26 protein-coding genes are annotated in these 24,844 nt (G+C 67.3%); 12 read left to right on the top strand and 14 right to left on the bottom strand.

Features of this window, described 5'->3' with window-relative positions; all coding sequences use genetic code 11:
- Positions 1-2: 2 nt before the first annotated feature.
- Genes A5752_RS09865 through A5752_RS09840 form a run of 6 tightly spaced genes read right to left on the bottom strand, consistent with a single transcriptional unit; the run spans position 3 to position 5,888 of the window.
- A complete protein-coding gene (locus A5752_RS09865) occupies positions 3-1,511 on the bottom strand; it encodes a flavin-containing monooxygenase (protein WP_067084721.1) in 1,509 nt (502 codons plus the stop codon).
- The gene (locus A5752_RS09860) at positions 1,496-2,221 is read right to left on the bottom strand and encodes an SDR family NAD(P)-dependent oxidoreductase (protein WP_067084719.1); all 726 of its coding nucleotides are present in this window, start codon (positions 2,219-2,221) and stop codon (positions 1,496-1,498) included. The genes A5752_RS09865 and A5752_RS09860 overlap by 16 nt, the downstream gene beginning before the upstream one ends.
- Complete coding sequence (locus A5752_RS09855) at positions 2,218-2,964, bottom strand: HpcH/HpaI aldolase family protein (protein WP_067084717.1); 747 nt, start codon at positions 2,962-2,964, stop codon at positions 2,218-2,220. Before A5752_RS09855 ends, A5752_RS09860 begins: the two co-directional genes overlap by 4 nt.
- Complete coding sequence (locus tag A5752_RS09850) at positions 2,961-3,929, bottom strand: zinc-binding dehydrogenase (protein WP_067084716.1); 969 nt, start codon at positions 3,927-3,929, stop codon at positions 2,961-2,963. Before A5752_RS09850 ends, A5752_RS09855 begins: the two co-directional genes overlap by 4 nt.
- 1 nt (position 3,930) lies before the next feature.
- Positions 3,931-5,154, bottom strand: a complete 1,224-nt coding sequence (locus A5752_RS09845; RefSeq protein WP_067084715.1) for a cytochrome P450 — start codon at positions 5,152-5,154, stop codon at positions 3,931-3,933.
- Positions 5,151-5,888, bottom strand: coding sequence for an NIPSNAP family protein (locus tag A5752_RS09840; RefSeq protein WP_067084786.1), 738 nt, complete (start codon positions 5,886-5,888; stop codon positions 5,151-5,153). The genes A5752_RS09845 and A5752_RS09840 overlap by 4 nt, the downstream gene beginning before the upstream one ends.
- A 72-nt stretch (positions 5,889-5,960) precedes the next feature.
- Here A5752_RS09840 and A5752_RS09835 point away from each other — a divergent pair, with 72 nt between their 5' ends.
- Positions 5,961-6,779: an SMP-30/gluconolactonase/LRE family protein gene (locus A5752_RS09835; protein WP_067084714.1), complete on the top strand. Its 819-nt coding sequence runs from the start codon at positions 5,961-5,963 to the stop codon at positions 6,777-6,779.
- The gene (locus tag A5752_RS09830) at positions 6,776-7,591 is read left to right on the top strand and encodes a thioesterase family protein (protein WP_067084712.1); all 816 of its coding nucleotides are present in this window, start codon (positions 6,776-6,778) and stop codon (positions 7,589-7,591) included. The genes A5752_RS09835 and A5752_RS09830 overlap by 4 nt, the downstream gene beginning before the upstream one ends.
- Here the strand turns inward: A5752_RS09830 and A5752_RS09825 are convergent, their stop codons facing one another.
- Genes A5752_RS09825 through A5752_RS09815 form a run of 3 tightly spaced genes read right to left on the bottom strand, consistent with a single transcriptional unit; the run spans position 7,592 to position 9,847 of the window.
- Positions 7,592-8,353 carry a MarP family serine protease gene (locus A5752_RS09825; protein ID WP_067084710.1) on the bottom strand — a complete coding sequence of 254 codons (762 nt, stop codon included), beginning with the start codon at positions 8,351-8,353 and terminating at the stop codon, positions 7,592-7,594.
- A 51-nt stretch (positions 8,354-8,404) separates the two neighbouring features.
- Positions 8,405-8,596: a ferredoxin gene (locus tag A5752_RS09820; RefSeq protein ID WP_067084708.1), complete on the bottom strand. Its 192-nt coding sequence runs from the start codon at positions 8,594-8,596 to the stop codon at positions 8,405-8,407.
- A gap of 9 nt (positions 8,597-8,605) precedes the next feature.
- Positions 8,606-9,847 carry a cytochrome P450 gene (locus A5752_RS09815; RefSeq protein ID WP_156613748.1) on the bottom strand — a complete coding sequence of 414 codons (1,242 nt, stop codon included), beginning with the start codon at positions 9,845-9,847 and terminating at the stop codon, positions 8,606-8,608.
- A 44-nt stretch (positions 9,848-9,891) separates the two neighbouring features.
- Here A5752_RS09815 and A5752_RS09810 point away from each other — a divergent pair, with 44 nt between their 5' ends.
- Together A5752_RS09810 and A5752_RS09805 are read left to right on the top strand one after the other, a co-directional pair.
- Complete coding sequence (locus A5752_RS09810; protein WP_231983369.1) at positions 9,892-10,434, top strand: TetR/AcrR family transcriptional regulator; 543 nt, start codon at positions 9,892-9,894, stop codon at positions 10,432-10,434.
- The gene (locus tag A5752_RS09805; RefSeq protein ID WP_067084705.1) at positions 10,431-11,477 is read left to right on the top strand and encodes a phosphotransferase family protein; all 1,047 of its coding nucleotides are present in this window, start codon (positions 10,431-10,433) and stop codon (positions 11,475-11,477) included. Before A5752_RS09810 ends, A5752_RS09805 begins: the two co-directional genes overlap by 4 nt.
- Positions 11,478-11,491: 14 nt before the next feature.
- On the opposite strand, the gene A5752_RS09800 is transcribed toward A5752_RS09805, so the two are convergent.
- From A5752_RS09800 to A5752_RS09790, 3 genes are read right to left on the bottom strand one after another with little or no spacing between them, the layout of a single operon-like run.
- Positions 11,492-12,535 (bottom strand): phosphotransferase family protein, encoded by a 1,044-nt coding sequence (locus A5752_RS09800; protein WP_067084703.1) that lies wholly within the window; start codon positions 12,533-12,535, stop codon positions 11,492-11,494.
- Positions 12,532-13,659: an Rv3169 family protein gene (locus A5752_RS09795; protein ID WP_067084701.1), complete on the bottom strand. Its 1,128-nt coding sequence runs from the start codon at positions 13,657-13,659 to the stop codon at positions 12,532-12,534. Before A5752_RS09795 ends, A5752_RS09800 begins: the two co-directional genes overlap by 4 nt.
- Positions 13,660-13,688: 29 nt before the next feature.
- Positions 13,689-14,861, bottom strand: coding sequence for a CaiB/BaiF CoA transferase family protein (locus tag A5752_RS09790; RefSeq protein ID WP_067084699.1), 1,173 nt, complete (start codon positions 14,859-14,861; stop codon positions 13,689-13,691).
- A 44-nt stretch (positions 14,862-14,905) separates the two neighbouring features.
- Here A5752_RS09790 and A5752_RS09785 point away from each other — a divergent pair, with 44 nt between their 5' ends.
- From A5752_RS09785 to A5752_RS09770, 4 genes are read left to right on the top strand one after another with little or no spacing between them, the layout of a single operon-like run.
- On the top strand, positions 14,906-16,009 hold the full coding sequence (locus A5752_RS09785) for a phosphotransferase (protein ID WP_067084782.1): 1,104 nt from the start codon (positions 14,906-14,908) through the stop codon (positions 16,007-16,009).
- 21 nt (positions 16,010-16,030) lie between these two features.
- Positions 16,031-16,576, top strand: coding sequence for a TetR/AcrR family transcriptional regulator (locus tag A5752_RS09780; protein ID WP_067084697.1), 546 nt, complete (start codon positions 16,031-16,033; stop codon positions 16,574-16,576).
- Positions 16,577-16,633: 57 nt separating this feature from the next.
- A complete protein-coding gene (locus A5752_RS09775; protein ID WP_067084696.1) occupies positions 16,634-18,121 on the top strand; it encodes an aldehyde dehydrogenase family protein in 1,488 nt (495 codons plus the stop codon).
- Positions 18,118-18,540 carry a nuclear transport factor 2 family protein gene (locus A5752_RS09770; protein WP_067084694.1) on the top strand — a complete coding sequence of 141 codons (423 nt, stop codon included), beginning with the start codon at positions 18,118-18,120 and terminating at the stop codon, positions 18,538-18,540. Before A5752_RS09775 ends, A5752_RS09770 begins: the two co-directional genes overlap by 4 nt.
- A 73-nt stretch (positions 18,541-18,613) precedes the next feature.
- Here the strand turns inward: A5752_RS09770 and rlmN are convergent, their stop codons facing one another.
- Complete coding sequence (gene rlmN, locus A5752_RS09765) at positions 18,614-19,738, bottom strand: dual-specificity RNA methyltransferase RlmN (RefSeq protein WP_067084692.1); 1,125 nt, start codon at positions 19,736-19,738, stop codon at positions 18,614-18,616.
- Between the two features lie 68 nt (positions 19,739-19,806).
- Here rlmN and A5752_RS09760 point away from each other — a divergent pair, with 68 nt between their 5' ends.
- The gene (locus tag A5752_RS09760) at positions 19,807-20,760 is read left to right on the top strand and encodes a DMT family transporter (protein ID WP_067084781.1); all 954 of its coding nucleotides are present in this window, start codon (positions 19,807-19,809) and stop codon (positions 20,758-20,760) included.
- Between the two features lie 3 nt (positions 20,761-20,763).
- Here the strand turns inward: A5752_RS09760 and A5752_RS09755 are convergent, their stop codons facing one another.
- Positions 20,764-21,237 (bottom strand): MarR family winged helix-turn-helix transcriptional regulator, encoded by a 474-nt coding sequence (locus tag A5752_RS09755; RefSeq protein WP_064398791.1) that lies wholly within the window; start codon positions 21,235-21,237, stop codon positions 20,764-20,766.
- Between the two features lie 86 nt (positions 21,238-21,323).
- Here A5752_RS09755 and A5752_RS09750 point away from each other — a divergent pair, with 86 nt between their 5' ends.
- From A5752_RS09750 to A5752_RS09740, 3 genes are read left to right on the top strand one after another with little or no spacing between them, the layout of a single operon-like run.
- On the top strand, positions 21,324-22,382 hold the full coding sequence (locus A5752_RS09750) for a glucose 1-dehydrogenase (RefSeq protein ID WP_067084690.1): 1,059 nt from the start codon (positions 21,324-21,326) through the stop codon (positions 22,380-22,382).
- Between the two features lies 1 nt (position 22,383).
- Positions 22,384-24,198, top strand: coding sequence for a glycoside hydrolase family 15 protein (locus A5752_RS09745; protein WP_067084688.1), 1,815 nt, complete (start codon positions 22,384-22,386; stop codon positions 24,196-24,198).
- Between the two features lie 53 nt (positions 24,199-24,251).
- Complete coding sequence (locus A5752_RS09740; RefSeq protein ID WP_156613746.1) at positions 24,252-24,761, top strand: hypothetical protein; 510 nt, start codon at positions 24,252-24,254, stop codon at positions 24,759-24,761.
- The last annotated feature ends 83 nt before the right edge of the window (positions 24,762-24,844 follow it).

Here is a 24,844-nt window from a genome sequence, read left to right as displayed (position 1 = left end):
CGTCAAGGCCTCGCGGCGGTCCGAGTCTCTGCTTCCGCCACCCGGTGCTGCCGAGCCGGCTCGAATGTGTAGTCGGACGCCTTGAACCGTCGCGTCATACCCCAGAACGCGCGGGCGCTGCGCGGCCACTGGGTGACCACACGGCCGTTCGCGGCGCGGAAGTAGTTGCTGCACCGGGTGAGCCATACGGTGCCCTCCATCCAGCGATCCACCTTGGCCAGGAACGCCGCCATCGCACTAGGCCGGACCGCAATGTACGACTTGCCCTTGCGCCGAAGGTGTCTCAGCGCCCGCACGATGTAGTGGGCCTGCGCCTCGAGCATGAAGATCACGCTGTTGGACCCGACGTTGGTGTTGGGGCCGTACAGCATGAAGAAGTTGGGAAAGCGCGGCACCACCATGCCCAGGTAAGCGTACGCGCCGTCGCTCCAGGTCTCACGTAACGAGACCCCGTCCTCGCCGACGACGTTGATCTGGCCGAGATAGTCGGCTGCGGCGTAGCCCGTCGCGCACAACACGACGTCGACGTCGAGTTCGGTTCCGTCCTCGGTGATCAGCGACCTCGCTCGCAGCGATCGCGCCGGGCTCGCGACGACCTCGACGTGCGGTTGCGTCAGGGTCTGCAGGTAGTCGGTCGCGAACACCAGCCTCTTACAGCCGAGCGGATGATCCGGGGTCAGCCTGCGCCGCAACTCCTCATCGGGAACGGCCGCCTCGAGCACCTTGAGCGCGATGTCCGTGAACTCCTGCGTCTTGTCGCTGCCGTTCTCGATGACCGAGATGTTCGACTCGCTGCGCAGCCACAGCCGGGTCCGGTAGATCCTCTTGGCGAGGGGGACGTACCGGAACATCCACCTCTCCCGCTCGGTGTAGGGCCGATCGGGTTTGGGCAGGATCCACGTCGGCGAGCGTTGCACCGAGTACACCCGATCGGCCACCTTGGCGACCTCCGGAACAAGCTGTGCCGCAGTCGAGCCCGTTCCCAGCACCGCGACGCGCTTACCGGTCAGGTCGACGGAGTGGTCCCACCGAGCCGTATGCATCACGGCGCCGGTGAACGGCTCCTCTTGCACGAGGTCGGGCATGACGGGCCTGGTGAACAGGCCGACGGCGGAGACCACCACGTCGAAAGTGAACTGTTCACCGGTCGCGGTCGTCAGCCGCCAATCCTCGCCCGACCACCGCGCCGAGGTGATCTCGGTGTTGAGCCGCAGGTGCGGGGCGAGTTCGTAGCGCCGCGCGCAGCGTTCGAAGTACTCGAGGATCTCCTTCTGGCCCGACCACAGCCGCGACCAGTCCGGGTTGAGGTCGAACGAGTAGGAGTACAGGTGCGACTTCACATCGCACGCCAGGCCCGGATAGGTGTTGATGCGCCAGGTGCCGCCGACGCCGTCCTCGCGGTCGAAGATCGTGAAGTCGCGAAACCCGGCCTTGCGCAGAAAGATCCCGAGCGCTAGGCCCCCGGGTCCTGCGCCGATGATCCCCACCGAGAGGTTCACATTCGGAGGCATTGACCACCGTCCACGACGAGTTCTGCGCCGGTGATGAACGATGCGTGGTCCGACACCAGATAGGCGACCGCATCGGCCACCTCCATCGGCTGACCGAGTCGACCGAACGTCGCGGTCAACCTGCTCTGTGTCGCGTCGTCGAGCATGGGCGTGGCGATCGGCCCGGGGAACACCGCGTTGACGCGGATACCGTCGCCCGCCAGTTCTGCCGCGCACACCTGGGTGAGCCCGCGCAGCGCCCATTTCGACGACCCGTAGGCGGCGTGCGCGGGGAACGCCCGCACGGCGCTGGTGCTGCAGGTGTTAACGATCGCCGCGCCGTCGGCCTTGCGGAGGTGTACGAGTGTGGCCTGAATGCCCAGGAACGGTCCGAGACAGTTGACCCGCCAGCTGGATTCGAACCCTTCCGGGGTCTCGTCCGCCAACGACGCCCGGTGCAGCACCCCCGCGTTGTTCACCAGCGTCGACACCGGGCCGAACGTATCCGCGACGGTCCGGACCGCGACGGCCCACTGTGCGGGCGACGTCACGTCGAGGTCGACCGCGATCACGCCGTCGTCGCCGAGTTCGCCGACGGATCGTTTCAACTCGTCGCCGAGCACATCGCAGGCGGCGACGCGGAAGCCGTCCCGGCGCAGGCGCGCCACGATCGCCGCACCCTGTCCCCGGGCGGCGCCCGTCACCAACGCGACCCGTTCATCGGCGGTCATCGGGCCTCCCGCAGGATCTCCGACGCGCCGTGCCGCAGCGCCTGCGACTCCGAGGCGAGCGTCAGCATGCGAAAGCCCAACTCGGCCATCTTCTTTCCCGTCTTCGCCGCACCGGCGTGGATGGCCGGGATCAGTCCCGCGGCCGTGGCGGTGGCCGCAATGCGGGTGATCGCGTCTTGTACGGCCGAGGCGTTCCACGCTTCGGCGGGCGTGTGCCCCAGCGAGATCGCCAGATCGGCCGGCCCGACGTAGACACCGGTCAGGCCGGGTACGGCGCAGATCTCGTCGAGTGCCGCCAACCCGGGTGCGCTCTCGATCATCACGAAAACGCTCACCCGTAATTCGTGTTCGTCGGGTTCGCGGCCGAGGCTGGCCCGCAGCGGCCCGTAGCTGCGCACGCCTGCAGGCGCGTAGCGGGTGGCCGCGACGGATGCCGCCGCCTGCTCGGCCGATTCGACCATTGCCACGATGACGGCGTCCGCACCCGCGTCGAGCACCCGGCCGATCGGCGCGGGATCGGGCGACGCGACGCGCACCGCGGTGGCGATCGGTACGTGTTCCAACCGTCGCAGCAACAGGGCGACATCGGCGTCGTCGAGATAGCCGTGCTGGATGTCGAATCCGACGTAGTCATAGCCGGCTTGGGCGAATTCTTCGGGTCCGATGATGGTGGGTCCGACGATCCAACCGCCCCAAACCCGCTCTCGCGCGGACAATGTGTCCTGCAACCTGCTGGTGGTCATTCCACGATCGCGATCTTGATGCGGTCCGGCGACGGACGGCACGCGAGCTCGAATGCCACCTGGGTGTCCTCGACACCGAAGGTGTGCGTCACATAGGCCGGTAGCAGATCGGGATGGTGCCGGGCGAATTCGTTGGCCGCGGCCAGCATCCGGCGCCGTTCGAGGGTGACGCCGGACTTGAGCGTCAGGTTGTTGCGGAGCATGGTCCGCATGCTGATCGGGTAGCTGTCGTCGTCGGGCACACCGAAGTAGAAGACGGTGCCGCCGGGGGCGGCGGCTTCGATCGCGTGCCCGAGCGTGGCGACCTGATGGCCGACGGCCTCGATCACGACGTCGGGACGGTCGCCGGCCTCGAGGTGGCTCACCCAGCGGTCGCTGGTGGCGCGCACGATCGTGTCGACGCCGAATTCCTTGGCCACCGCATCTCGGTCCACGGGGTCGACTCCGGTGACCCGCCGCGCGCCGAACGCCTTTGCCGCGTAGGAGAACAGCAGGCCGATCGACCCTTGTCCGATCACCGCGACGTGCAGGCCCTTGAGTTTGGGCAGTTGTTCGATCGCATAGAGCACGCACGCCAACGGCTGCAACGCGACGGCGTGCTGCGGGCTCAGGGTGTGGTCGTAGTAGGCGATCCCGTCACCGTCGGCGACGACGTGCTGCATCAGCCCGTCGAAGCCCGACGCCCAGCCGACGACGCTGTCCCCCACACCGTGGCTGCGATGTCTGCTGGCGATCACCTCGCCGACGACCTCGTGGATCGGGAAACCGGGCATCTCGGCCGCGCTCAATCCGCGGTCACCCGGAATCTTGCCCCGCACACCGCGAAACGGCGGAAGGTCGCTGCCGCAGACGCCCGCCGCGCGGAACCGCAGCAGCACCTGCCGGTCCCCCAGCGACTCCGGGGTCTTCTCGGGAATGTCCTGGCGTTCGAACGTGTAGGGGGCGGCTAGGCGATAGGACCACATGTCACACCTCCACCGGGACGCTGCTCCAGCCCCACTGGAAGCTCGACGGCGGCCGGGACGAGGCCTCACCGTCGATGCGCCACCCGCCCACACGCTTGAGCCATTCGGTCACCATGATGCCGATCTCCAACCGCGCAAGGTGTACGCCGAGGCAGAAGTGTTGTCCGCGACCGAAAGCCAGCAGCCGTTCGATGGGGCGGTCCCAGATGAACGCATCGGGGTCGGGATACTCGCGATCGTCGCGATTGGCCGACGCCAGCAGCGTGATGATCCGCTGCCCCGGCTGCAGAGTGGTGTCGTGGATGGTGAACGGTTTGCGGACCGTGCGCGCAAACCATTGCGCCGGTGCGCAGTAGCGGATCATCTCCTCGCGCGCGACGGGCACGTTGGCGTCGAGATCCCCACGCACGGCGGACAGCTGGTCGGGCCGAAGGCCCAGCTCCCACAGGCCGTGCGCGACGATCTTCGGCACCGTTTCCGTTCCGCCGATGAAGATCCCGAGCAGCTGGGTGGCCGCCTCGACGTCGTTGAACGCCGAACCGTCCGGCAGCCGGTACGCGATCAGGTTGTCGGCGATCGGATTCTCGCCCGGCGCGACCCTGCTGCGCTGGATGATCGGGACGAGGTACTCGAGATAACCGGGCCGCGCGTTGGCCACTTCCACCCCGCTGCCCGGTTGCGCCAGGCTTCCGGCGTTGACCGTCGCCAGCACATCACTCGCCAAATCGACCGGAAGGCCGAGCAATTCGCACACTACCGAGGCGGCGACGATACCGCCGTAGTCCTGGGTCAGGTCGAACGTGCCCCTCGGCAGCAGTTCGTCGAGGCGCTCGTTGGCCAGGGTCCGGATCCGGTCGGCGAGCTTGCTGACCGACCTCGGCCGGAACGGGGCCGACGTGCACCGGCGCACCGTGTCGTAGATCGGCGCGTCGAAATTCGCGTGGAACGGCATCGGGTGTAGCGCCGGATCCTGCACGGGACCGTCGTTGCGGGTTCCGAGAACCGTTGCGGCGGGCAGCGTTCCCTCCGAGGCGACGAACGTGCCGTCGTTGACCTCCAGCACCCGCCAGATGTCGTCGAACCGCGACAGGGCGTAGGTGTCCCATTTCTCGACGTAGTACACCGGATACCGGTCGCGCAGTATCCGGTAGTACGGCTGCGGATCGGCCATCACCGCCGGATCGAACGGATCGTAGGAGAAGGTCTCGAGCACAGAAATGTTCATTGCAGCGGCGAGGGTGGTAGGGCCTGCAGGATCGAGTCTTCCCAGCCGTCGCGAAGCGCGGGCGCGACGCTCATCCATGTGACGATCTCGGCGGGCGGACTGTCCTTCCACGACGGGTAGTGGTTGGCGAAACAGTCCCAGTCGCCGTCGAGCGCCCAGTAGTGGATGACCTCGTTGAAGCGGAACGTCGTGATGAACGAACCGAGCCAACGCTTCCCGGTGCGCTCCGACCACGGCACGTAGAGCCGTTCCAGCTCGCGGATGTAGTCGTCCTGCCGGCCCGGTTTGGTTTGCATGATCTCCTGGATCACCAGGCCCGCACCGAAGTTCGCCTCCTGTAGTTGTGCGAGCGTCCGGTTGTATTTGCCCGCGTACATGATCCGGCCCTCCCCGGAGGCGCCGATCTCGGCGAGAAACGTCGACCACTTCGTCGCCGCTTCCTCATGGGTGCCACCCCTGGCCTGCGCCTTGCCGATGCGCGCATAGTCGGCGAACTTGTCGATCTCCCAGATGATCGTGACCTGCGGCCAGTGACCGTTGTACGGAGTTGTTTCCCACATCGCGAACAGCCGCGCACCGAGATCGGTCATCATCGGCTGGTACACGTCGCTGAACACCTCCGTGAATTGCTCTTCGCGCGAGCGCTCATCGCCCGCGAACCGGTCGGAGCGCCCGGATCCGAGCGCGATCGTCTCGTGGAGATAGAGCAGTGTGTGACCGTAATACTTCTTCATGACCTGCACCCATTTGACAGTGACACCCTGCGAGCGTGACACTTGTCGCGTGTTTTGTAAAGGTGTGTGGGGATGAGCCTGACCCCGCTTGCGAAGGGCTTCTGCTTCGGCGAGGGGCCGCGCTGGTTCGAGGGTCTGCTGTGGTTCTCCGACATGCTCGGCGAGGCCGTGCACACCGTCGACCTCAACGGTGACCTGACGGCGCTGCCGTTACCCGGACACGCCCCGTCCGGCCTCGGGTTCCGCCCCGACGGGTCGTTGTTGATCTCCTCCACCGAGTCGCGTCAGATCCTGCTCTACGACGGCGAGCACATCACCACGATCGCCGATCTGTCCGCGACGGTCCCGGCCCCCCTCGGCGACATGGTCGTCGACGACGACGGGCGCGCCTACGTCGGATCCCAGGCCCGCGAGGGTGGGGTGGTCGTGCGGCTCGATCCCGACGGCTCCTCCACCGTCGTCGCCGACGACCTCGATTTCCCCAACGGCATGGCGATCACGCAAGACCGCGCGACGCTGATCGTCGCGGAGTCGACCGGACGCCGGTTGACCGCGTACTCCATCGCCGGCGACGGCGCGCTGTCCGATCGGCGGACCTTCGCCGACGGGCTGGACGGACCGCCGGACGGCATCTGCCTCGACGCCGAGGGCGGAGTGTGGGCCGCGATGACGTTGGCCCATCAGTTCGAGCGGATCATCGAGGGCGGCGTCGTCACCGACCGCATCGACATCGGCGACCGCACCGCAATCGCCTGCGCGCTTGGCGGTCCCGAGCGGCGCACACTGTTTCTCTTATCCAGCACCGACGCCTACCCGCAGCGGCTCAAGGGCACCAAGCGCTCGCGCGTCGATGCGATCACCGTCGACATACCGGGAGCCGGGATACCGTGAGCGATTCCTATTACGAGCTCATCGACGACGCCGATCCGCTCGGCGAGCGATTCCGCGCGACCGACCTGGTCCGCAGCACCTGGTCGGCCGCGATCCAGCACGGAGCCCCGGTGTCGGCCATCCTCGTGCGGGCGCTCGAACGCTGCGAAGCCCGCGACGACACACGCCTGAGCCGGGTGCTGATCGACCTGCTCGGCGGTGTGCCCGCCGAGGGCGACCTGTGGGTGCGGTCGCGAATCGAACGCTCGGGCAAGCAGATCGAGCTCGTCAGTTCCGAACTGCTGGCCCAGCGTCCCGACGGTGATCCGCGGCCCGTCGCGCGCGCCAGCGGATGGCGGCTCAAGACCGTCGACACCGGCGCCGTACAACACGCGCCGGCGACGGCCCTGCGGCCGCTGTCCGAGGCGAAAAGCCGTGACATGAAGAAGGATTGGGACCGCAACTACGTACACAGCCTCGACTGGCGGTGGCTGACCGAACCGTTGAGCGAGGGCCCAGGCGAGTCGTGGATCCGCCCCGAGGTCGATCTGGTCAAGGGTGAGACGATGACACCGCTCCAGCGGTTGTTCGCGGTGGCCGACGACGCGAACGGCATCGGCACCAAACTCGACATCCGCCGCTGGACGTTCATGAACACCGACCTCGTGGTGCATGTGCACCGGATCCCGGCGGGCGAATGGATCGGCATCCGCGCGGAGACCAGCTACGGGCCGGACGGCATCGGAACCACGCTCGGCACGCTGTTCGACGAGTCCGGCGCGGTGGGCGCGATTCAGCAGTCGGTGCTCGTGCGGCCGATGCCGGGGCGCTGATCAGGGCGTGCAGGCGCCGGTCGCGACCGGCGTGTGGGCCCGCGCACCGTCCGTCACCAGTGTGGAGACCTGCTTGGCGGTCAGCACGAAACCGGTCTCGGGATCGTCGATGGCCGCGCCGAAGCTGATCCCGAGCACCCGGCCGTTCAGGTCGATGAGCGGTCCGCCCGAACCGCCGTGCCGGATCGGCCCTCTGATGACATAGACTTCGCGATTGACCGTCGTCGTGCGGTAGATGTCCGGCACGAGAAGCTCCATCACCCTGCGGATGCGCGCCGGGGTGGCCACGAACGGCCCTCCGCCGGGATAGCCGAGCACCAGGACATCGGTGCCGGTGACGGCGGGGTGCTGGTCCAAGGGCAGCGTGGGAGCCTGCAGCTCGGGCACGTCGAGCACGGCGACGTCCATCGCCGGGTCGTAAACCACCACGGTGGCGGGTATTTCGCGATCACCGAGGAAGACGCTGACCGTGTCCGCGCCGGCGACCGCGTGCGCGGCGGACATCACCCTGTTCGGCGCGACTACGACGCCGCTGCCGTCCACCGTCCTCGCGCACTGAAGCGCCTCGGTGTGGATACGGACCACACTGCGCGCCGCCTGCGTGACGACCGCGGCATCGGCCAGCGTTTCGTCGGGTGCGGCGACCGTGGTGATCGCGATCGGAGTCGGCTCCTGCGGGATGAGGTCGAACGATTCCCTGAGGGCACCGCAGCCGGTCACGCCGATCGCGACCAGGCATACCGCAAGCAACCTCGACCTCATTGCGGAAACGATAACTCCGCCGAGCCGGATTGGCGGCCAAGCCGCTCGACGCTAGTCGATCAGGCGCAAGGCGGCGGCCGGACACTGGGTCACGGCTTGGCGCATCCGCTCCCTGTCGGACTCTGGCCGCTCGGGCTCATGGATCAGCACGATGCCGTCGTCACGCACCTCGAACACCTCCTCGGCGATCGACTCGCAGATCCCGTGCCCGGTGCATCTGTCCAGATCGACTTCGACGCGCATGCCCAACTCCTAGCGAACGACGGCGGGTAGCCGTTTGACGCCGTGCACGAAACTGCTGTAGAGCAGGTCGGGTTCGCCGAACTCGATCGTCGTCAATCGGGTCAGCAACTCTCCGAACAGGTTTCGCAACTCCGTCTTGGCCAGCTGGCTGCCCAGGCAGAAGTGCGGACCGCCGCCGCCGAACCCGAGATGCGGGTTGGGTGAGCGCGACAGGTCGAACGCGCCGGCGTCGGAGAACACGGACTCGTCCCGGTTCGCCGAGCAGTAGAACAGCGCCACCTTGTCCCCGGCCTCGACCGGATGGCCGTTGATCTCGGTGTCCTCGGTGACGAAGCGCGCGAACTGCAGCACCGGTGAGGCCCAGCGGACGAATTCCTCGACGGCAAAGCCGATCCGGCCGTCGAAGTCCTCCATCAACCAATCGCGTTGGGCCGGGTTGTCGACCAGCGCCATCATCGCGTGCGTCGTCGCCTGCTTGGTGGTGTCGTTGCCGGCCGAGGCCAACAGGATCAGAAAGGCTCCGATCTCCTCGTCCGTCAATCGGTGACCGTCGACCTCGGCGTTGACGATGCTGGTCATCAGGTCGTCGCCGGGGTGAGCGCGCCGGAACTTGGCCAACTCGACGCCCGTGTTCGACAAGAGCGCGATCTGCGCGACGGGGTCGGCGAGGCGTTCGTCCTCGGTGGCGTACTCGTCGTCGCTCATCCCGAACAGCTTCTCCGCGGCGTAGGCGACGGCGGGCTGGTCGGCACTGGGCACGCCGAGCATGTCCATGATCGTCAGCATCGGCAGCTGAGCCGAACACGCCGACACAAAGTCGACTTCGCCTGCCCCGACGAGGTTTTCGACGATGGTGACGGCGTTCTTGTGGATCTGCTCCTCGATCAGCCGCACGTTACGGGGGGTGAACGCCGAACTGATCAGCCGGCGGTACACGGTGTGCTGCGGCGGGTCCATGGTCAAGAAGAACGAGGCGAACCGCTGGATCTCGGCGGGCATCGGGTTCAGCGCGACGCCCTGCGCCGAGGTGAACAGCTCGGGATGTTGGCTGACGTACGCGATGTCCGCGCGCCGAGTCAACGCCCAGAATCCCGGCTCCTCCAGCTCGAACATGGAGGGCAGCGGCGGATGCCAGGTCAACCCGTCCGCGGCGCGCAACCGCGCGAACGTCTCGTCGCGCAGGGCGAACGGCCGGCTCCAGAACTCCTCGGTCGTGATGTCGACAGCGCTGTATTCGCGGGCTGATGTCACCGATTCAGCGTGACACTTCGTCAAATGTTTGTAAAGCTAGTGCGGTGCCGGTAGCCGATGCAGATTCTTCGACGCGCGAACGCATTCTCGCCGCGACCGCGGAGGTGCTCGGCCGGCACGGCATGACCAAGCTCAGCCTTTCCGAGGTGGCGCTGCAGGCGCAAGTTTCGCGGCCCACGCTCTATCGCTGGTTCGCCTCGAAGCGCGACCTGCTCGACGCGTTCGTGGTGTGGGAGCGCCAGTACTACGAACGCGCCGTCGCCGAGGCCACCGCGGACGTGCCGCCGGGCGAACGCCTCGACGCGGCGCTGCGGGTGATCGTCGACTATCAGCAGTCCTATCCGGGACTGCGCATGATCGACATCGAACCCGAACACGTGATCAAGCGGCTCGCCCGCGTGATCCCGTTGATGCGACAACGGCTGGAACGGCTGGCGACCGGACCCGATCCCGGCCTGGCCGTGGCGACGGCGGTGCGGGTCGCGGTGTCGCACTATCTGGTGCGCAGCGACGACGACGCCGACTTCCTCGCGCAACTGCGCCACGCGGCGCGGGTCAGGCATCTCGCCCCAGAGGACCAGCGGTGACCATCCCCGGTTCCGTAGATGAGCTGACCGCGGGCTGGTTCAGCGAGGTGCTCGATGCACCGGTCCGCGCCGTCGATGTGCTCGACGCTCACTCGGGTACCACCGGCCGCGCTCGGGTCGCGTTGTCGTCGACGGCCGACGTACCCGCCACTGTCTTCGTCAAGCTGCAGCCGTTCGCTCCCGAACAGCGGGAGTTCCTCAAGCAGATCGGGCTCGGGGTCGCCGAGGCTCGGCTGTACGCACATGTCGGGGGCGATCTGCCGGTGCGCACGCCCCGGGTATGGCACGCCGACTACGACGAGGCCGACGGTTCGTTCATCATGGTCCTCGAGGACCTGCAGGTCACCGGGTGCCGCTTCCCCACTCCCTCGGACGACGACATCGTCGATGTCGCCGCCTCACTCGTCGACGAACTGGCTGAGTTGCACGCCTGTTTTCGATCGCGTGACCTCGGCTGGTTGCACACCCCGACGGGGATGCAGAACAAACCGCAGAACGCCGAGATCGCCGCGAAGCGAGCGCGGTTCATCATCTCGGCGCTCGACCAGTTCGCCGACGAGATGCCTCCGGCCTTCGGCCGCATCGGCGAGTTATACGCGGCGCGCTCGCTGGACATCGTCGCGATGTTCACCGAGGGCGACCGAACCCTCGTCCACGGCGACACCCACAGCGGCAACCTCTTCGTCGACGGCACGCGCACCGGCTTCTTCGACTGGGCGGTCGCAGGCCGGGCGCCCGGGGTACGCGACGTCGCGTATTTCATGTGCAACTCGCTGCCGATAGAGGCGCGCCGCGCCGAGGAACGCAGGCTGCTGGACCGGTATCGGGCCGGCCTGGCCCGCCATGGCGTCGTACTCGAGGAGAGCGTCGCCCACGAGCAATACCGATTGTTCTCGGTGTATTCCTGGATCGCGGCCGCTTCCACCGCCGCGATGGGTTCGCAGTGGCAACCCATCGACGTGAGCCGGGCCGCGATGGTGAGCACGACTCAGGCCATCGAGGACCTCGACGTCGTCGGCCTACTGGAGAGCCGGCTGGGCTGACCGCACGCGAGGGTTCAAGCGCTCCTCGTCGGCATCACCGGACCGTCGTCGAGCTTGTCGGTGACGCCGAGGTCGGCAAGGCCCATCTGGGTGAAGAGTGGTATTCCGTACGCGTTCAACAGAAATCGTTGATCGTCGGTGACCCCGCTGTCGAAGAGGTGCGCGCCGACGAGGTTGATCACCGCAAGCTTGAACGCATTGAGCGCGCGGTACCACTCGCGGTTCCGGACCTCGATCCCGCTCGAGGCTTCGTAGCGGGCGATGATCTCATCGATCGGCGGGGCGGCTTCGTGCGCCGGGATGCCGACCGGCATGCGCCAGAGCAACTCGAGATAGCCGATGTCGGTCAAGGGGTCACCGACCGTGGTCAGTTCCCAGTCGAACACCGCGCTCACCTCCTCGCCAGCGAAAGCGAAGTTGCCGGGCTTGGCGTCGCCGTGCACCAACGTGACCTTTGGATACTGTCGCGGGCGAGATGCTTTGAGTTCTGCCAAAAGCCGTTCCAGCGCGGGCAGCGGACCCCGCTTCACGCGCTCCATCTCACCGGCCCAGTGGTCGATCTCGCGGTCGAGGTGACCGTCGCCCGCATCGAGGGTCGACAAGCCCAGTGCGTCGATATCGGCGGCGTGGATGGCGGCGAGTTGATCGGCCATGTCCTGGCACATCCGTTGTATCCCTGCACGATCCGCGTCGGGCGCTTCCATCTCGTAGACCGCTCCCGCGACCCGCTCCATGACGAAGAAGGGACGACCAAGAACATCGCCGCTGTCCTCCAGCCACAGTGCCCGAGGCACCCGCACCTTGGATTCTTCCAAGGCCCTCAGGACGGTGAACTGCTTGGCCAGATCGTAGGGTTCGAGCAGTGCCGGTGGCCGCGGACGCAACCGGACCACTACGTCTCGCCGGGCCTCACGGGTGACGATCGTGAGCACCAACATTTCTGCTGAGTGGCCGAACTCGACGCGGTCGAGGCCCTCCACGGCGACGGCCTCGGCGTGCGGAAGTTTCGCCGCCAGCCACTCGGTGAGGCGACCGCGGACTTCTGTGCCGTAGGTCACGCCCGCGCCTCCGACGCGGGAGGACGGTCGACCGCTTTGCGGTCCTGTTTGAACTTCGACATGTCCAGCGGACGCCAGTTCGGGTAGCGGCGATAAGCCTCACCGCCCATCAGGATTTCGAAGATGCCCCATCCGGTTCGGCCGTCGAAATCGAAGCGCATCAACTGGTCGAGCGCCATCGCCTTGTCTTCGTTCTCCACGAGCTCGTCGCGGTCGTTACTGTCCCAGCGGAAGTGGATGAAGTACCCGCCGCCCAGGTCCTCGTACTTGCACTTCGACATCGGCAGTCCGTAGTAGGTGTTGACGTGCTGATGCGGAGAGTCCGCAGTGACGCGGTACTGGACGCCGTCCTCGTCGGTGAAGACGAGCGCCGCTCGGGCGGGTCGCTTCCGGTCGGCGTCGAACTCGACGTCGTGCTCGATCTTGACGAAACGTTTCGACAGGGTGCCGTCGTTGTGGGTGATACCCCCGTCCACGTATGTCACCTTCCCGTCGGCCGTTTCGAAGATCCAGGCCTCGATCGCCCGGTCCTCGAACCCTGCGTCGAGCCACAGCCAGAAGTCGATCTCGTCGGCGACCCGTACGCCGAACGTGCGGTCGCGACCCCCGTGGAAGCCGTCGACCGAGATGCGCTCACCCTCAATCTCGACCCAGCCGGACCATCGTCCCGGCTCCTTCATGTGGTACATGTCCGCGATGACCCTGCCGTCCGCGCCGGTGACGTGCAGCGGAAGCATTTCCCACATGGGTGCGGTGGGTTCGTAGTACAGCTCCCAGGCGATCCCGGAATTATTGGGCTCGACGTCAAGCCGCCATTTCTTCAGCGGCTCAACGCATGTCCACCGCAGGGGCCCAGCGCCGACCTCGGCCCGCGCCGCACCGTCGACCGGGCGCGCGGCCAACAGGTCGTAATGCCGGCCGTCGGCGAGCGTCACCTTGACGTATCCCATGCCCGTCTTGGTGTTGGGGTTGTTGCCGTATCCCGACGCCAACAACAGATCACCGGTAGGCGACGCGGCGAAGAAATAGCACCGGTCCGACCACGTCGCGTCCGGGTGGTGCACCTCGTCGAACGGCCGGGGCAGCTGGTGGGTGAACGATTCGTCTGCAGCGCTGTATCCCATAGACAGCAGAGCGTGACACTTTTATTGGATTATGTAAAGGTGCTGCGGTCTTGCAGTTCGGTCAGGATCTCCTCGGTGTGCTCCCCCAGTCGCGGTGCAACCGAGCGGGGCTCCCACGGTGTGCCTGCGAAGTCGGCCGGCGAGGCGACCATCGGCGCGGCGCCGTCTCCGTCGGGCACATAGACGATTCCGCCCGCGGCGTGGAACTGCTCGTCGGCGACGACGTCCTCCAGCGAGTTGATCGGCGACCAGAAGAGCTCCGGTTCTTCCGCGAAGGTCTCCGCCCATTCGGCGAGTGGTTTCGACGCGAAGATCTCGTCGAGTTCGGCGATGAGTTCGACCGCGTTGACCGCTCGCGCCCGCGGGCTGTCGAAGCGCGGGTCGGTCAACCACTCGGGGCGCCCGACCGCGCGGCACAGCGGCGGCCAGTGCCGCCCGGCCTCCAGCCCGACGATCCAGAAGCGTCGCCCGTCGGCGGCCGCGTAGTTGTTCATGCAGGGGTTGCCCATCGTCTCGCGCTGACCGATCGCGATCGAATTGCCGGTCAGCAGAAAGGTGTTGAGGTCGAAGCTGACCGTGTAGGCGCCCTGGCGGTACAGCGACGTGCTGACCAGCTGGCCCTCCCCTGTGCGGACCCGCGCAACCAACGCCGCGCAGACCGCGGCGGCCAGCGTCATGCCCGCGGCGTGGTCGCCCATCCCGCCGCGCTGAAACGGCGGAGTCTGGCCGGGCCGGGTAAGCAGGTGCGCCAGACCCGCCCGCGCCCAGAACGCGGCGACGTCGTAGGCCGCACGGTCGGCGTCCGGCCCGCTCTCGCCGTAGCCGGTGATCAACCCGTACACCAGCCGCGGATTGTGCGCGGCGACCGCCGCGAAGTCCAAGTCCATGCGCGTCAGCGCGCCCGGCCGCACGTTGGTGAGGAAAACGTCTGCGCCGCCGAGCAATTCGCGAACCGTGGCGCGGCCGTCGGTCATCGTCAGGTCGAGCACGATGCTGCGCTTGCCGCGGTTGTCCATCTCGAACGGCGGGCTCACGTCGCCCTCGACGCCGAGCATCTTGCCGAACAACCGCGCCGGATCGCCGGTCGGTGGTTCGATCTTGACGACGTCGGCGCCCCAGTCGGCGAGGATTCCTCCGGCCGCCGGCCCGGCCACCCAGACGCCGAGTTCGACCACACGCACACCCTCGAGCGGACCCGCCATCGACACCTTCTTTACATTTATCCGCAAATTTGTAAACTGGCGTGGTGAAGCACGCTGCGCCGGTGGTCGGCCTGGCCGCACATCTGGGCCGCGGGGTACAACGTATCGCCACCGACGCCGCAATCGGTCGTCTCCGGTCACTTCCACGGTCCGTGTCCGAACTGGATGCGACTGTCCTGTCGCGGATCATCGGCCGTCAGGTGACCGCGCTGTCGGTGCTCAGCGGCGACGCCGGCACCTCGTCGCGCGCCCGCCTCGCCCTCACCGGCGACGACGTACCGCCGACGGTGTTCGTCAAGCTGGCCGCCGAGACCGTCGCCACCCGCCTGATGGGCGAGATGGGCCGGTTGGGCGCCACCGAAACGCGCTTCTACCGCGAACTCTCGCCGCGGCTGTCCGGGCTACCGGCCTTTCACGGCTCAGCGTTCGATTCGGTGACCGGTCGCTACGTGCTGGTTCTGGAGGATCTGCCCGCCGACGAGTGCGAATTCCCCGACACCCTGCACCCGATCGGCGCGGACCGGGCCGCGAAGATCGTCGAACTTCTCGCGAAACTGCATGCGACCTTCTGGAACCAGGTGCCCGACTGGCTCTACACCGCATCGGGTGACACCGCCTCGCTGCTCACCGGCCCCCTACTCAAGACGTCGGCGCGCCGCATCGCCGAGCGCACCGACATCGACGTCGCCGCCGGACGCTTCATCGACGAGAACTACCGCGCCGTGGCCCGGCTCATCGACGAGCCACCGCACACGGTCATGCACGGCGACGCCCATCCGGGCAACGTCTACTTCCGCAACGGCGAGGCCGGGCTGCTGGACTGGCAAGCCGTCCGGCGCGGGCATCCCAATCGCGAGCTGGCATACACACTGGTCACCAGCATGACGCCGGCTGAGCGCCAAGCACACCAAGGTGAGCTGCTCGACGTCTACCGCCGCGCGTTGGCCGCGTGCGGCGGACCCGAACTCGACCGTGGCGAGCTCTGGGACCGGTACCGGCAAGGCGCGCTCTACGCCTACGTCGCCGCGCTGATCACCGCAGGCATGGGCGGTATGCAGGACGAGGGCATCGCGCTCGAGGGCCTGCGCCGGGCGGTCGCGGCGCTACAAGATCTCGACACAGTCGCCGTACTACAGAAGTCGGTGTGAGGAACGATCTACGCTTGCCCCGTGAACGAACCGCTGCGCGACGCACTCGGACCCGAGGACACCTCGACGCGGCACCGGATCCTCGTCGCGACCTCGGAGGTGCTCGCCCGAAGCGGCCAGACCAAGCTCAGCCTGTCGGAGGTCGCGCTTCAGGCCGGGGTGTCCCGGCCCACGCTCTACCGCTGGTTCGCCTCCAAGGGAGAACTGCTCGACGCGTTCGGGGTCTACGAGCGCGACCTGTTCGACAACGGCATCAGCAAGGCCACGGCCGGTCTTCGGGGCGCCGAGAAGCTCGACGCCGCGCTGCGGTTCATCGTCGAGTACCAGCACTCGTATTCCGGTGTGCGGCTGGTCGACATCGAGCCCGAGGTCGTCATCTCGCAGTTGACGAAGATCATCCCCGTCATGCGGGCGCGCCTGCAGAAGCTGCTGAGTGGCCCGAACGCAGCGGTCAAGGCGGCCACCGCAATTCGCGTCGCCATCTCGCACTACATCGTGCGCAGCGACGACGACGACCAGTTCCTCGCGCAGTTGCGGCACGCGACTGGCATCAAGCCACAGGGCTAGATACTTCGGCTCCGCCGAAGGGCTGACACTTGCGCAAAAATTTGTAAAGCTGTCCGCATGACTCAGGTTGAGACCGATACGGGTGTGCTGGCCGGCGACGAGCGGATGCTGATCGACGGCGAGCTACAGAGCACGGCCAGCGGCGCGACGTTCGACGTGATCCATCCGGCCAGCGAGGAGGTCGCGGGCCGGGCCACCGACGGCACGGTCGAGGACATGGCGCGCGCCGTCGGCGCCGCCCGCCGAGCCTTCGACGAGACCGACTGGTCCCGCGACCTCGACTTCCGCTACCACTGCCTGACCCAGCTGCACGAGGCCCTCGAGCGCAATAAGGAGCGGTTGCGCCGCGTCCTGATCACCGAGGTGGGCTGCCCGGTGTCGGTGTCCGGCAGCCAGATCGAGAGCCCGATCGACGAGGTCAAGCACTGGGCCGAGCACGGCCGCAACTTCGAGTACCTGGTCGACAACGGTGTGCACGAGACCCCGCTGGGCCCCGCCCGGCGCAAGATCCACTACGAGCCGGTCGGCGTGGTCGGCGCCATCACGCCGTGGAACGTGCCGTTCTACCTCAACGTCGCCGAGACCGTGCCCGCTCTGATGGCCGGAAACACCGTCGTCCTCAAGCCGGCGCAGCTGACGCCCTGGTCGGGCAGCGAGTACGGCCGCATCGTCGCCGAGGAGACCGACATCCCGGCCGGGGTGTTCAACGTGGTGGTGTCCAACGCCAACGAGGTCGGTGCGGCGCTGTCCGCCGATCCGCGCGTCGACATGATCACCTTCACCGGCTCGACGGCCACTGGCCGGGCGATCCTGGCCGCGGGTGCAGCGACTGTGAAGAAGACGCTGTTGGAACTCGGCGGCAAATCGGCCCACATCGTGCTCGATGACGCCGATTTCAACTCCGCGCTGTCGATGGCGGCCATGATGGCGTGCGTGATGAGCGGCCAGTCCTGCATCCTGCCGAGCCGGATCCTGTTGCCGCGCAGCCACTATGACGAGGGCATCGAAATCCTCAAGACGATGATGGAGGGCTTCCCCGTCGGCGATCCGTGGACGCCGGGCAACATGCAGGGGCCGCAGATCAGCGAGACCCAACGCCAGAAGGTGCTCGGCCTGATCAAGAGCGGCATCGACTCGGGGGCGCGACTGGTCACCGGCGGCGGCATTCCGGAGAACCTGCCGAAGGGCTACTACACGCAGCCGACGCTGCTCGCCGACGTGGACCCGAATTCACAAGTGGCGCAGGAGGAGATCTTCGGACCGGTGCTGACGGTCACGCCCTACGACACCGACGACGAGGCGATCGCGATCGCCAACAACACGATCTACGGTCTATCGGGCGAGGTCAGCGGCGGTGACGTCGAGCGCGCGTTCGCGGTGGCCTGCCGGATGCGCACCGGCAACGTGACGATCAACGGCAAGAGCCACTTCGGCATCAACAGCCCGTTCGGCGGCACCAAGCAGAGCGGGCTGGGCTACCGCAACGGCGAAGAGGGCTACAAGGAGTACCTCGAGGCCAAGACGATCGGCATGCCCGACCAATGAACGATCGGCGGGTCCGCGACGAACTCGAGATCGCCGCGCTGCTGCATCGCTACGCCCGGGCGGTCGACACCAAGGACTGGGAGCTGTACCGGTCGGTGTTCACCGACGACGCGCACATCGACTACTCGTCGGCCGGTGCCGTCGTCGGGAGCCGCGACGAGGTGGTGGACTGGTTCGCCGCGAATTTCGGTGTGATCCCGTGGAGCATGCACCACATCACGAACGTCGAGGCCGACATCGACGGTGACAGCGCGCGGGTGCGGGCGATGTTCTACAACCCGATGCAGTTGCCGGGCATGACCGATCCGAGCTTCTGCGGCGGCTACTACCACCACGAACTCGTGCGCACCGCCGACGGGTGGCGCAGCCGCCGCCTGGTCGAGGAGAACGTCTGGTTCACCAACAAGCCGGGCGGCTAGAACTCGTTGAGTCTGCGACAGGGCGCACTTCCGGCGTGGAATCGCACCCTACGCGCAGAGTCAACGTGGGCAGTCAGCCCTGCGCCGCCAATTGTCCGCAAGCAGCGGCGATTTCGCGGCCACGCGTGTCGCGCACGGTGCACGACACGCCACGCTCGCGCACCCGTCGAACGAACTCGCGCTCGGCTGGTTTGGGGCTGGCGTCCCATTCGCTGCCAGGCGTCGGGTTCAGCGGGATGACGTTGACGTGCGCCAGCGGGCCCAGCGCGCCGTGCAGCTTTTTGCCCAAAAGGTCTGCGCGCCAGGGCTGGTCATTGACATCGCGGATCAACGCGTACTCGATCGACACCCGACGGCCGGTCACGTCCGCGTAGTAGCGCGCCGCGTCGAGCGCCTCGGACACCTTCCACCGGTTGTTCACCGGGACCAGCGTGTCGCGCAGTTCGTCGTCGGGGGCGTGCAGTGACAGCGCCAGCGTGACGCCGAGTCGTTCGTCGGCGAGTTTGCGGATCGCCGGCGCCAGCCCGACCGTCGACACGGTGACCGAGCGGGCCGAGATGCCGAAGCCGTTCGGAGCGGGAGCGGTGATGCGTCGCACCGCGGCGAGCACGCGGTTGTAATTGGCCAGCGGCTCCCCCATGCCCATGAACACGATGTTGGACAGCCTGCCGCCACGGGCCGCGGGCGCGATCCCGTCACCGTCACGGTCACGCAGTTCCACCGCGGCGGCACGCACCTGCTCGAGGATCTCAGCCGTCGACAGGTTGCGCTTGAGCCCGCCCTGACCCGTCGCGCAGAACGGACAAGCCATTCCGCACCCGGCCTGCGACGAGATGCAAACGGTGTTGCGTTGGGGGTAGCGCATCAGCACCGACTCGAATGTGGTGCCGTCGACCGCACGCCACAGCATCTTGCGCGTCTCGCCCGCATCGGTCTCGATCTCGCGCACCGCGTCGAGAAGCGTCGGGAACAGTGCGTCGGCGACCTGATCGCGCACACCTGCGGGCAGATCGGTCATCTGGCGTGGATCGGCGATCAACCGCCCGTAGTACTGATTGGCCAGCTGTTTCGCGCGAAATGCCGGTAGACCGAGGTCCTTCACCGCCGCGGCACGACCCGATTCGTCGAGGTCGGCGAAATGCCGCGGCGGCATGGCGCGGCGCGGCGCTTCGAAGACGAGCGGCAGAGAAGTGGGCATGTGCGCACCAGTATCCCACTTCCGGCGACCCAGAAATTAATTCGCCAACGGTGGCGTTGGTCGCCACCATGGGATCCGTGCCTCGCCCCACCATGCCGCTGCGTGCCGCGGCGCCGCTGACGTTCTTCTATGCGTTGGGCTATCCCGTTGGTGCGCTTGCTGTTTCGGTGATGTCTCCGATGGCGGTGCTGGTGTTCAGGTTCGGTTTGGCCGCCGCCATTCTGTCCGGATGGGCAGCGGCCGCCCGCGTGACGTGGCCCACAGGACGCGCGCTGGTGCATGTGATCATCAGCGGATTGCTCGCTCAGGGCGTGCTCTTCTCGTGCCTGTACCTGGCGCTGCTGCACGGCGCGCCCGCAGTGCTGGGTGCCGTGATCATCTCGATGAATCCCGTGGTCACCGCGGTGTTGGCGGCGATGTTCCTCGGCGAGGGCATGACGCTGGCGCGGGTCGGCGCGTTGGCGCTGGGCGTCGCGGCGGTGCTGGCGGCCTGCGCGGGACGGTTGATTGCGGTCGGCGGCGTCGACACGGCGGTGCTGTTGATCCTCGTGTCCCTGTTCGCCGTGGCCGCGGGCGGCGTCTACCAGCAGAAGTTCTGCTCCGGGGTCGATTTCCGGGCGACGGCGGCGCTGCAGAACGCCGCGTGCGTGTTGCCCGTCGTCGTGCTGGCCGCCGTCACCCCGTGGTCGGTGACCGATCCGTGGAAAGCCGCGGCGACGGTCGCGGCGGTGGTGCTCTTGAACGCCGTGCTGTCGATGACGCTGTACGTGCGCGGAATCAATGAATACGGCGCCGCGACCGTCGCGATGTTGTTCACGGTCATACCCGCGGTGGCCGGGCTGTTGTCGTGGCTGATGCTCGGCCAGCGGCCCGACGTCGGCGTCGCGGTCGGCCTCGCGGTCGGCGCCGCGGCCTGCTGGCTCAACGCCACCGATGCGCGCCGGCGCCGCCAGCGTTCGGTCGCCTCGCGGACGGTCAGCGTTCGACACAGCGACCCCGCGACGTCGACTCCCGCCGGCTGAACCTCAGATGAGGGCGTGCCGGTGCTCCTCCTGTGGTTCACCGGCGACCGTGGCGAACGCGTCGAGCGCCGTGGCCAACGCATCGCGTTGGGTCGGCGACATCTCTCGGAGGATCCGGCGGATCGCGATGCGGCGGTGATGAACGACGCGATCGATCAGCGCCTGCCCGTCCGGGGTGAGCGTCAACGCGATGTTGCGCCGGTCGGCGGGGTCGTCCCGGCGGTCGACCATGCCGATCTTGAGCAGCCGATCGCAGATCCGGCTGGCGTTTGACGCGCTCACCTGCAGGCCCGCCGCCACCGCCGCGAGATTGACCGCCCCGCGGGTCGCGATCATCATCATCACCCGTAGCTGAGGCACGGTCACCAGGTCATCGACGGTCGAGATCGATGCTGCCGTGATGCCGACGAGAGCCCGTGACGCCCTCATCACCGACTCCACCTGCTCGTTCGTCACCCCAGTGCCGCGACCGGCCATCTTTCCTCATTCCATGTTCGGGAATATTTATCGAACCGCAATTATTCTTGGTTTGCAATTACTGCACACCGGCAAGTCTTGATTTTATGCAGGCATTGACGGTACGGCCGGGCAAGGCGGACACGCTCGCCGTAGACGACGTCGACGAACCCAGTCCCGGCCCGGACGAACTACTTGTAGACGGCCTGGCCATCGGTGTGTGCGGGACCGACAAAGAGATCGCGGGCGGACAGTACGGCTGGGCGCCCCCCGGCCGGGACACGTTGGTGATCGGACACGAATCCCTGGGCCGGGTGGCGACCGCGCCGCCCGGCGCATCGTTCTCACCCGGCGACCTGGTGGTCGGCGTGGTGCGCAGGCCCGACCCAGTGCCGTGCCGGGCCTGCGCCCACGGCGAGTTCGACATGTGCCGCAACGGTCGCTACACCGAACGCGGGATCAAGGAGATGGACGGCTACGGCAGCCAAAGATGGTGCGTGAAAACCGATTACGCGATGCGCATCGACGACGACCTGCGCGACGTCGGGATGCTGATGGAGCCCACCACGGTGGTGGCCAAGGCATGGGAGCAGGTTCGGCGGGTGGGCCAGCGAGCCTACTTCGAACCCGAACGGGCGCTGATCACCGGCGCAGGCCCGATCGGACTACTGGCGGCCCTGCTGTCCGTGCAGTCCGGACTCGACACCCACATCCTCGACCGCGTCACCGACGGACCCAAACCCGCAATCGCCGAGGCTCTCGGTGCGACCTACCACCACGACGATATCGACGACGTCGCATCCCGGCTGCAGCCCGACGTCGTGATCGAGGCGACCGGCGGCGGACCGGTCGTGTTCGGAGCCATCGCGAACACCTCGGCATACGGCGTCGTCTGCCTGACTGGAGTCTCCCCGGCCGGGCGACGCCTCAAGATCGACGCGGGCGCCATCAACCGCGAGTTGGTGCTGGAGAACGACGCGGTCGTCGGATCGGTGAACGCCAACCTGCGCCATTACCGGCAGGCCGCCGACGCATTGGCCAAGGCCGACAAGGACTGGCTGGCCAGCCTCATCACCCGGCGGGTGCCGCTGCATCGCGCCGCCGACGCCTTCACGGCCCAACCCGACGACGTGAAGGTGGTCATCACCCTCGACGACGCGAGCTGACATGGCCGAGATCGAGGACTACGCGCTGATCGGGGATCTGCAGACCGCAGCCCTCGTGGATCGCAGCGGAGCCATCGACTGGTTGTGCCTCCCGCACTTCGACTCACCGGCCTGCTTCGCGGCTCTGCTCGGCGGGGCCGAGGCAGGAAACTGGCTGATGGCACCGGCGGGCAGCGGGCCTGCCACGCGACGGCACTACCGCGACGACGCATTGATCCTCGAAACAGAATGGGACACCGCGGACGGAAGCGTTCGTCTGATCGATTTCATGCCACCGCGCGGCGTGGCCGCCGACGTCGTCCGCATCGTCGAGGGCGTGCGCGGCACCGTTCCGATGGCGATGACCCTGTGCCTGCGCTTCGACTACGGCCACGTGGTGCCCTGGGTACGACGCCGCGACGGAGGCCTGTCGGCGATTGCGGGGCCGGATGCGGTGTGGCTGCGCACACCCGTCCCCACGCACGGGCGGGACCTGACGACGGTCGCGGAGTTCACCGTCACCGAGGGGCAGCGCATACCGTTCGTGCTCACCCACCAGCTCTCTCATCTGCCGGCACCGCAACCGGTCGACGCCGAGCAGGCGCTGGCAGAGACCGAACGCTGGTGGAGCGCGTGGATGGCGCAATGCAGCTACACCGGATCTTGGCAACCTGAGGTGCGCCGGGCGTTGATGCTGCTCAAGGCCCTGACTTTCGCTCCCACCGGCGGCATCCTCGCTGCGGCCACCACGTCATTGCCCGAACAACTCGGCGGGCCGCGCAATTGGGATTACCGCTACTGCTGGCTGCGCGACGCCACCTTCACCCTGCAGGCGCTGCTCGGCACGGGTTTCGTCGACGAGGCACGCGCGTGGCGCGAATGGCTGGTGCGCGCGGTGGCCGGCGACCCCGCCGATCTGCAGATCATGTACGGCGCCGACGGACGGCGACGGCTACCCGAGTTCGAACTCCCCTGGCTGGTCGGTTACGAGAACTCGAGCCCGGTGCGGGTGGGCAACGCCGCCGCGGCCCAGCTTCAACTCGACGTGTGGGGCGAGGTGCTCGACGGGTTGCACCTGGCCAGGGACAGCGGGCTGCCGACCGACGACACCGCCTGGGACGTCCAGCGCGCACTTCTGGATTTTCTCGAAGGCAATTGGCAGCGATGCGACTACAGCCTCTGGGAGATCCGTGGGCCTGCACGCCATTTCGTGCATTCGAAGGTGATGGCGTGGGCCGGGGTCGATCGTGCGGTACGCACGGTGGAGAACCATCAGCTCGAGGGCCCGCTGTCACGGTGGCGAGCCCTGCGCGACGAGATCCATGCCGACGTCTGCGACCACGGCTACAACGCGCAGCGCGGTTGCTTCACTCAGTCATACGGCTCCGACCACCTCGACGCAGCGCTCTTGCTGCTGCCGCGTGTCGGCTTCCTGCCCTACGACGACCCGCGCATCGTCGGCACCGTCGAAGCGGTGCAGAAGGAGCTCTGCTGTGACGGGCTGCTTTTGCGCTACCTTCCCGAACGAAGCGACGACGGCCTCCCGGGCAGTGAAGGCGCCTTCCTGGCGTGCAGCTTCTGGCTCGTCGACGCGCTCTGCGGCATCGGCCGCCCCGACGAAGCCACCGCGCTTTTCGAGCGGCTTCTGAAACTTCGCAACGACGTCGGACTGCTCAGCGAGGAGTACGACCCGAAATCCGGTCGCCAGCTGGGCAATACACCACAGGCCTTCAGCCTTGTCGGGCTGATCAACAGCGCCCGGCAACTCAGCGGGCACCACACCACGACGTCCGCACACCACCGGCAACAGCATCCCCACTCGACGGCACGACAGTGAAGGGAGACGACGATGCCCCCACCCCACGCACCTCCGCACCGCAGCTGCCGACGATGACCGCTCCGCGGACGCGGTTGGTCGAGGTCAGCCTGAACCGGTCGCGGTATCGCAGCGGCCGGTGGCTGATCGTCGCCGAGGGGTTGGCGTGCGCCGCCGTCGGAGGCGCCGCTGCCATGAGACACCTCGCCCACGAATCTCGTTCGGAGACCGGGATATCCGTATTCGGGCTGCACATCTCCCCCGTAGAGAGCCTCGTCCTGGCGGTGTTCGGTGTGCTGGCCGTGGTGGCGGCGTTACGACGGGGCACGGCGGTGGCTCTGAGCGCGATCGGTGTCGTCGGCGGCATGACGATGGTGATCGTCACCTCCGTGGCGGCCGTACACCACGCCGACGGACCGATGGGCTTCGAGTTCGGCGACATCCTGCTCTCCGGTCTGCTCGGCGCCTACAACCTGGCAGCGCTCATGTGGCTGTGTTCGGACGCCGTGGAGGGAAAGGTGTGGCGATACCGACGCAGACCCGCGACGAGCGGGTCGAGGGGCCGCCGACGGAGACTCAATTAATTCCCAGGAAGCAATCGTTGCTGCACAGCAAATAAAAGCGTAGGACGGAGATGACGCCCCGTCCACGGATCCAACCGAGAAGG

The organism is Mycobacterium sp. 852002-51961_SCH5331710 (genome assembly GCF_001665535.1).
Taxonomy (GTDB): Bacteria; Actinomycetota; Actinomycetes; order Mycobacteriales; family Mycobacteriaceae; genus Mycobacterium.
Note: the sequence above shows the minus strand (reverse complement) of the source record. Positions and strands in the feature narration are given on the sequence as shown.

Excerpts from the sequence above, each read along its gene's own strand:
- A5752_RS09865 (WP_067084721.1), bottom strand. The coding sequence starts at position 1,511 with ATGCCTCCGAATGTGAACCTCTCGGTGGGGATCATCGGCGCAGGACCC.
- A5752_RS09860 (WP_067084719.1), bottom strand. The coding sequence starts at position 2,221 with ATGACCGCCGATGAACGGGTCGCGTTGGTGACGGGCGCCGCCCGGGGA.
- A5752_RS09855 (WP_067084717.1), bottom strand. The coding sequence starts at position 2,964 with ATGACCACCAGCAGGTTGCAGGACACATTGTCCGCGCGAGAGCGGGTT.
- A5752_RS09850 (WP_067084716.1), bottom strand. The coding sequence starts at position 3,929 with ATGTGGTCCTATCGCCTAGCCGCCCCCTACACGTTCGAACGCCAGGAC.
- A5752_RS09845 (WP_067084715.1), bottom strand. The coding sequence starts at position 5,154 with ATGAACATTTCTGTGCTCGAGACCTTCTCCTACGATCCGTTCGATCCG.
- A5752_RS09840 (WP_067084786.1), bottom strand. The coding sequence starts at position 5,888 with ATGAAGAAGTATTACGGTCACACACTGCTCTATCTCCACGAGACGATC.
- A5752_RS09835 (WP_067084714.1), top strand. The coding sequence starts at position 5,961 with ATGAGCCTGACCCCGCTTGCGAAGGGCTTCTGCTTCGGCGAGGGGCCG.
- A5752_RS09825 (WP_067084710.1), bottom strand. The coding sequence starts at position 8,353 with ATGAGGTCGAGGTTGCTTGCGGTATGCCTGGTCGCGATCGGCGTGACC.
- A5752_RS09820 (WP_067084708.1), bottom strand. The coding sequence starts at position 8,596 with ATGCGCGTCGAAGTCGATCTGGACAGATGCACCGGGCACGGGATCTGC.
- A5752_RS09795 (WP_067084701.1), bottom strand. The coding sequence starts at position 13,659 with ATGGGATACAGCGCTGCAGACGAATCGTTCACCCACCAGCTGCCCCGG.
- A5752_RS09790 (WP_067084699.1), bottom strand. The coding sequence starts at position 14,861 with ATGGCGGGTCCGCTCGAGGGTGTGCGTGTGGTCGAACTCGGCGTCTGG.
- A5752_RS09775 (WP_067084696.1), top strand. The coding sequence starts at position 16,634 with ATGACTCAGGTTGAGACCGATACGGGTGTGCTGGCCGGCGACGAGCGG.
- A5752_RS09770 (WP_067084694.1), top strand. The coding sequence starts at position 18,118 with ATGAACGATCGGCGGGTCCGCGACGAACTCGAGATCGCCGCGCTGCTG.
- rlmN (WP_067084692.1), bottom strand. The coding sequence starts at position 19,738 with ATGCCCACTTCTCTGCCGCTCGTCTTCGAAGCGCCGCGCCGCGCCATG.
- A5752_RS09760 (WP_067084781.1), top strand. The coding sequence starts at position 19,807 with ATGGGATCCGTGCCTCGCCCCACCATGCCGCTGCGTGCCGCGGCGCCG.
- A5752_RS09755 (WP_064398791.1), bottom strand. The coding sequence starts at position 21,237 with ATGGCCGGTCGCGGCACTGGGGTGACGAACGAGCAGGTGGAGTCGGTG.
- A5752_RS09750 (WP_067084690.1), top strand. The coding sequence starts at position 21,324 with ATGCAGGCATTGACGGTACGGCCGGGCAAGGCGGACACGCTCGCCGTA.
- A5752_RS09745 (WP_067084688.1), top strand. The coding sequence starts at position 22,384 with ATGGCCGAGATCGAGGACTACGCGCTGATCGGGGATCTGCAGACCGCA.
- A5752_RS09740 (WP_156613746.1), top strand. The coding sequence starts at position 24,252 with ATGACCGCTCCGCGGACGCGGTTGGTCGAGGTCAGCCTGAACCGGTCG.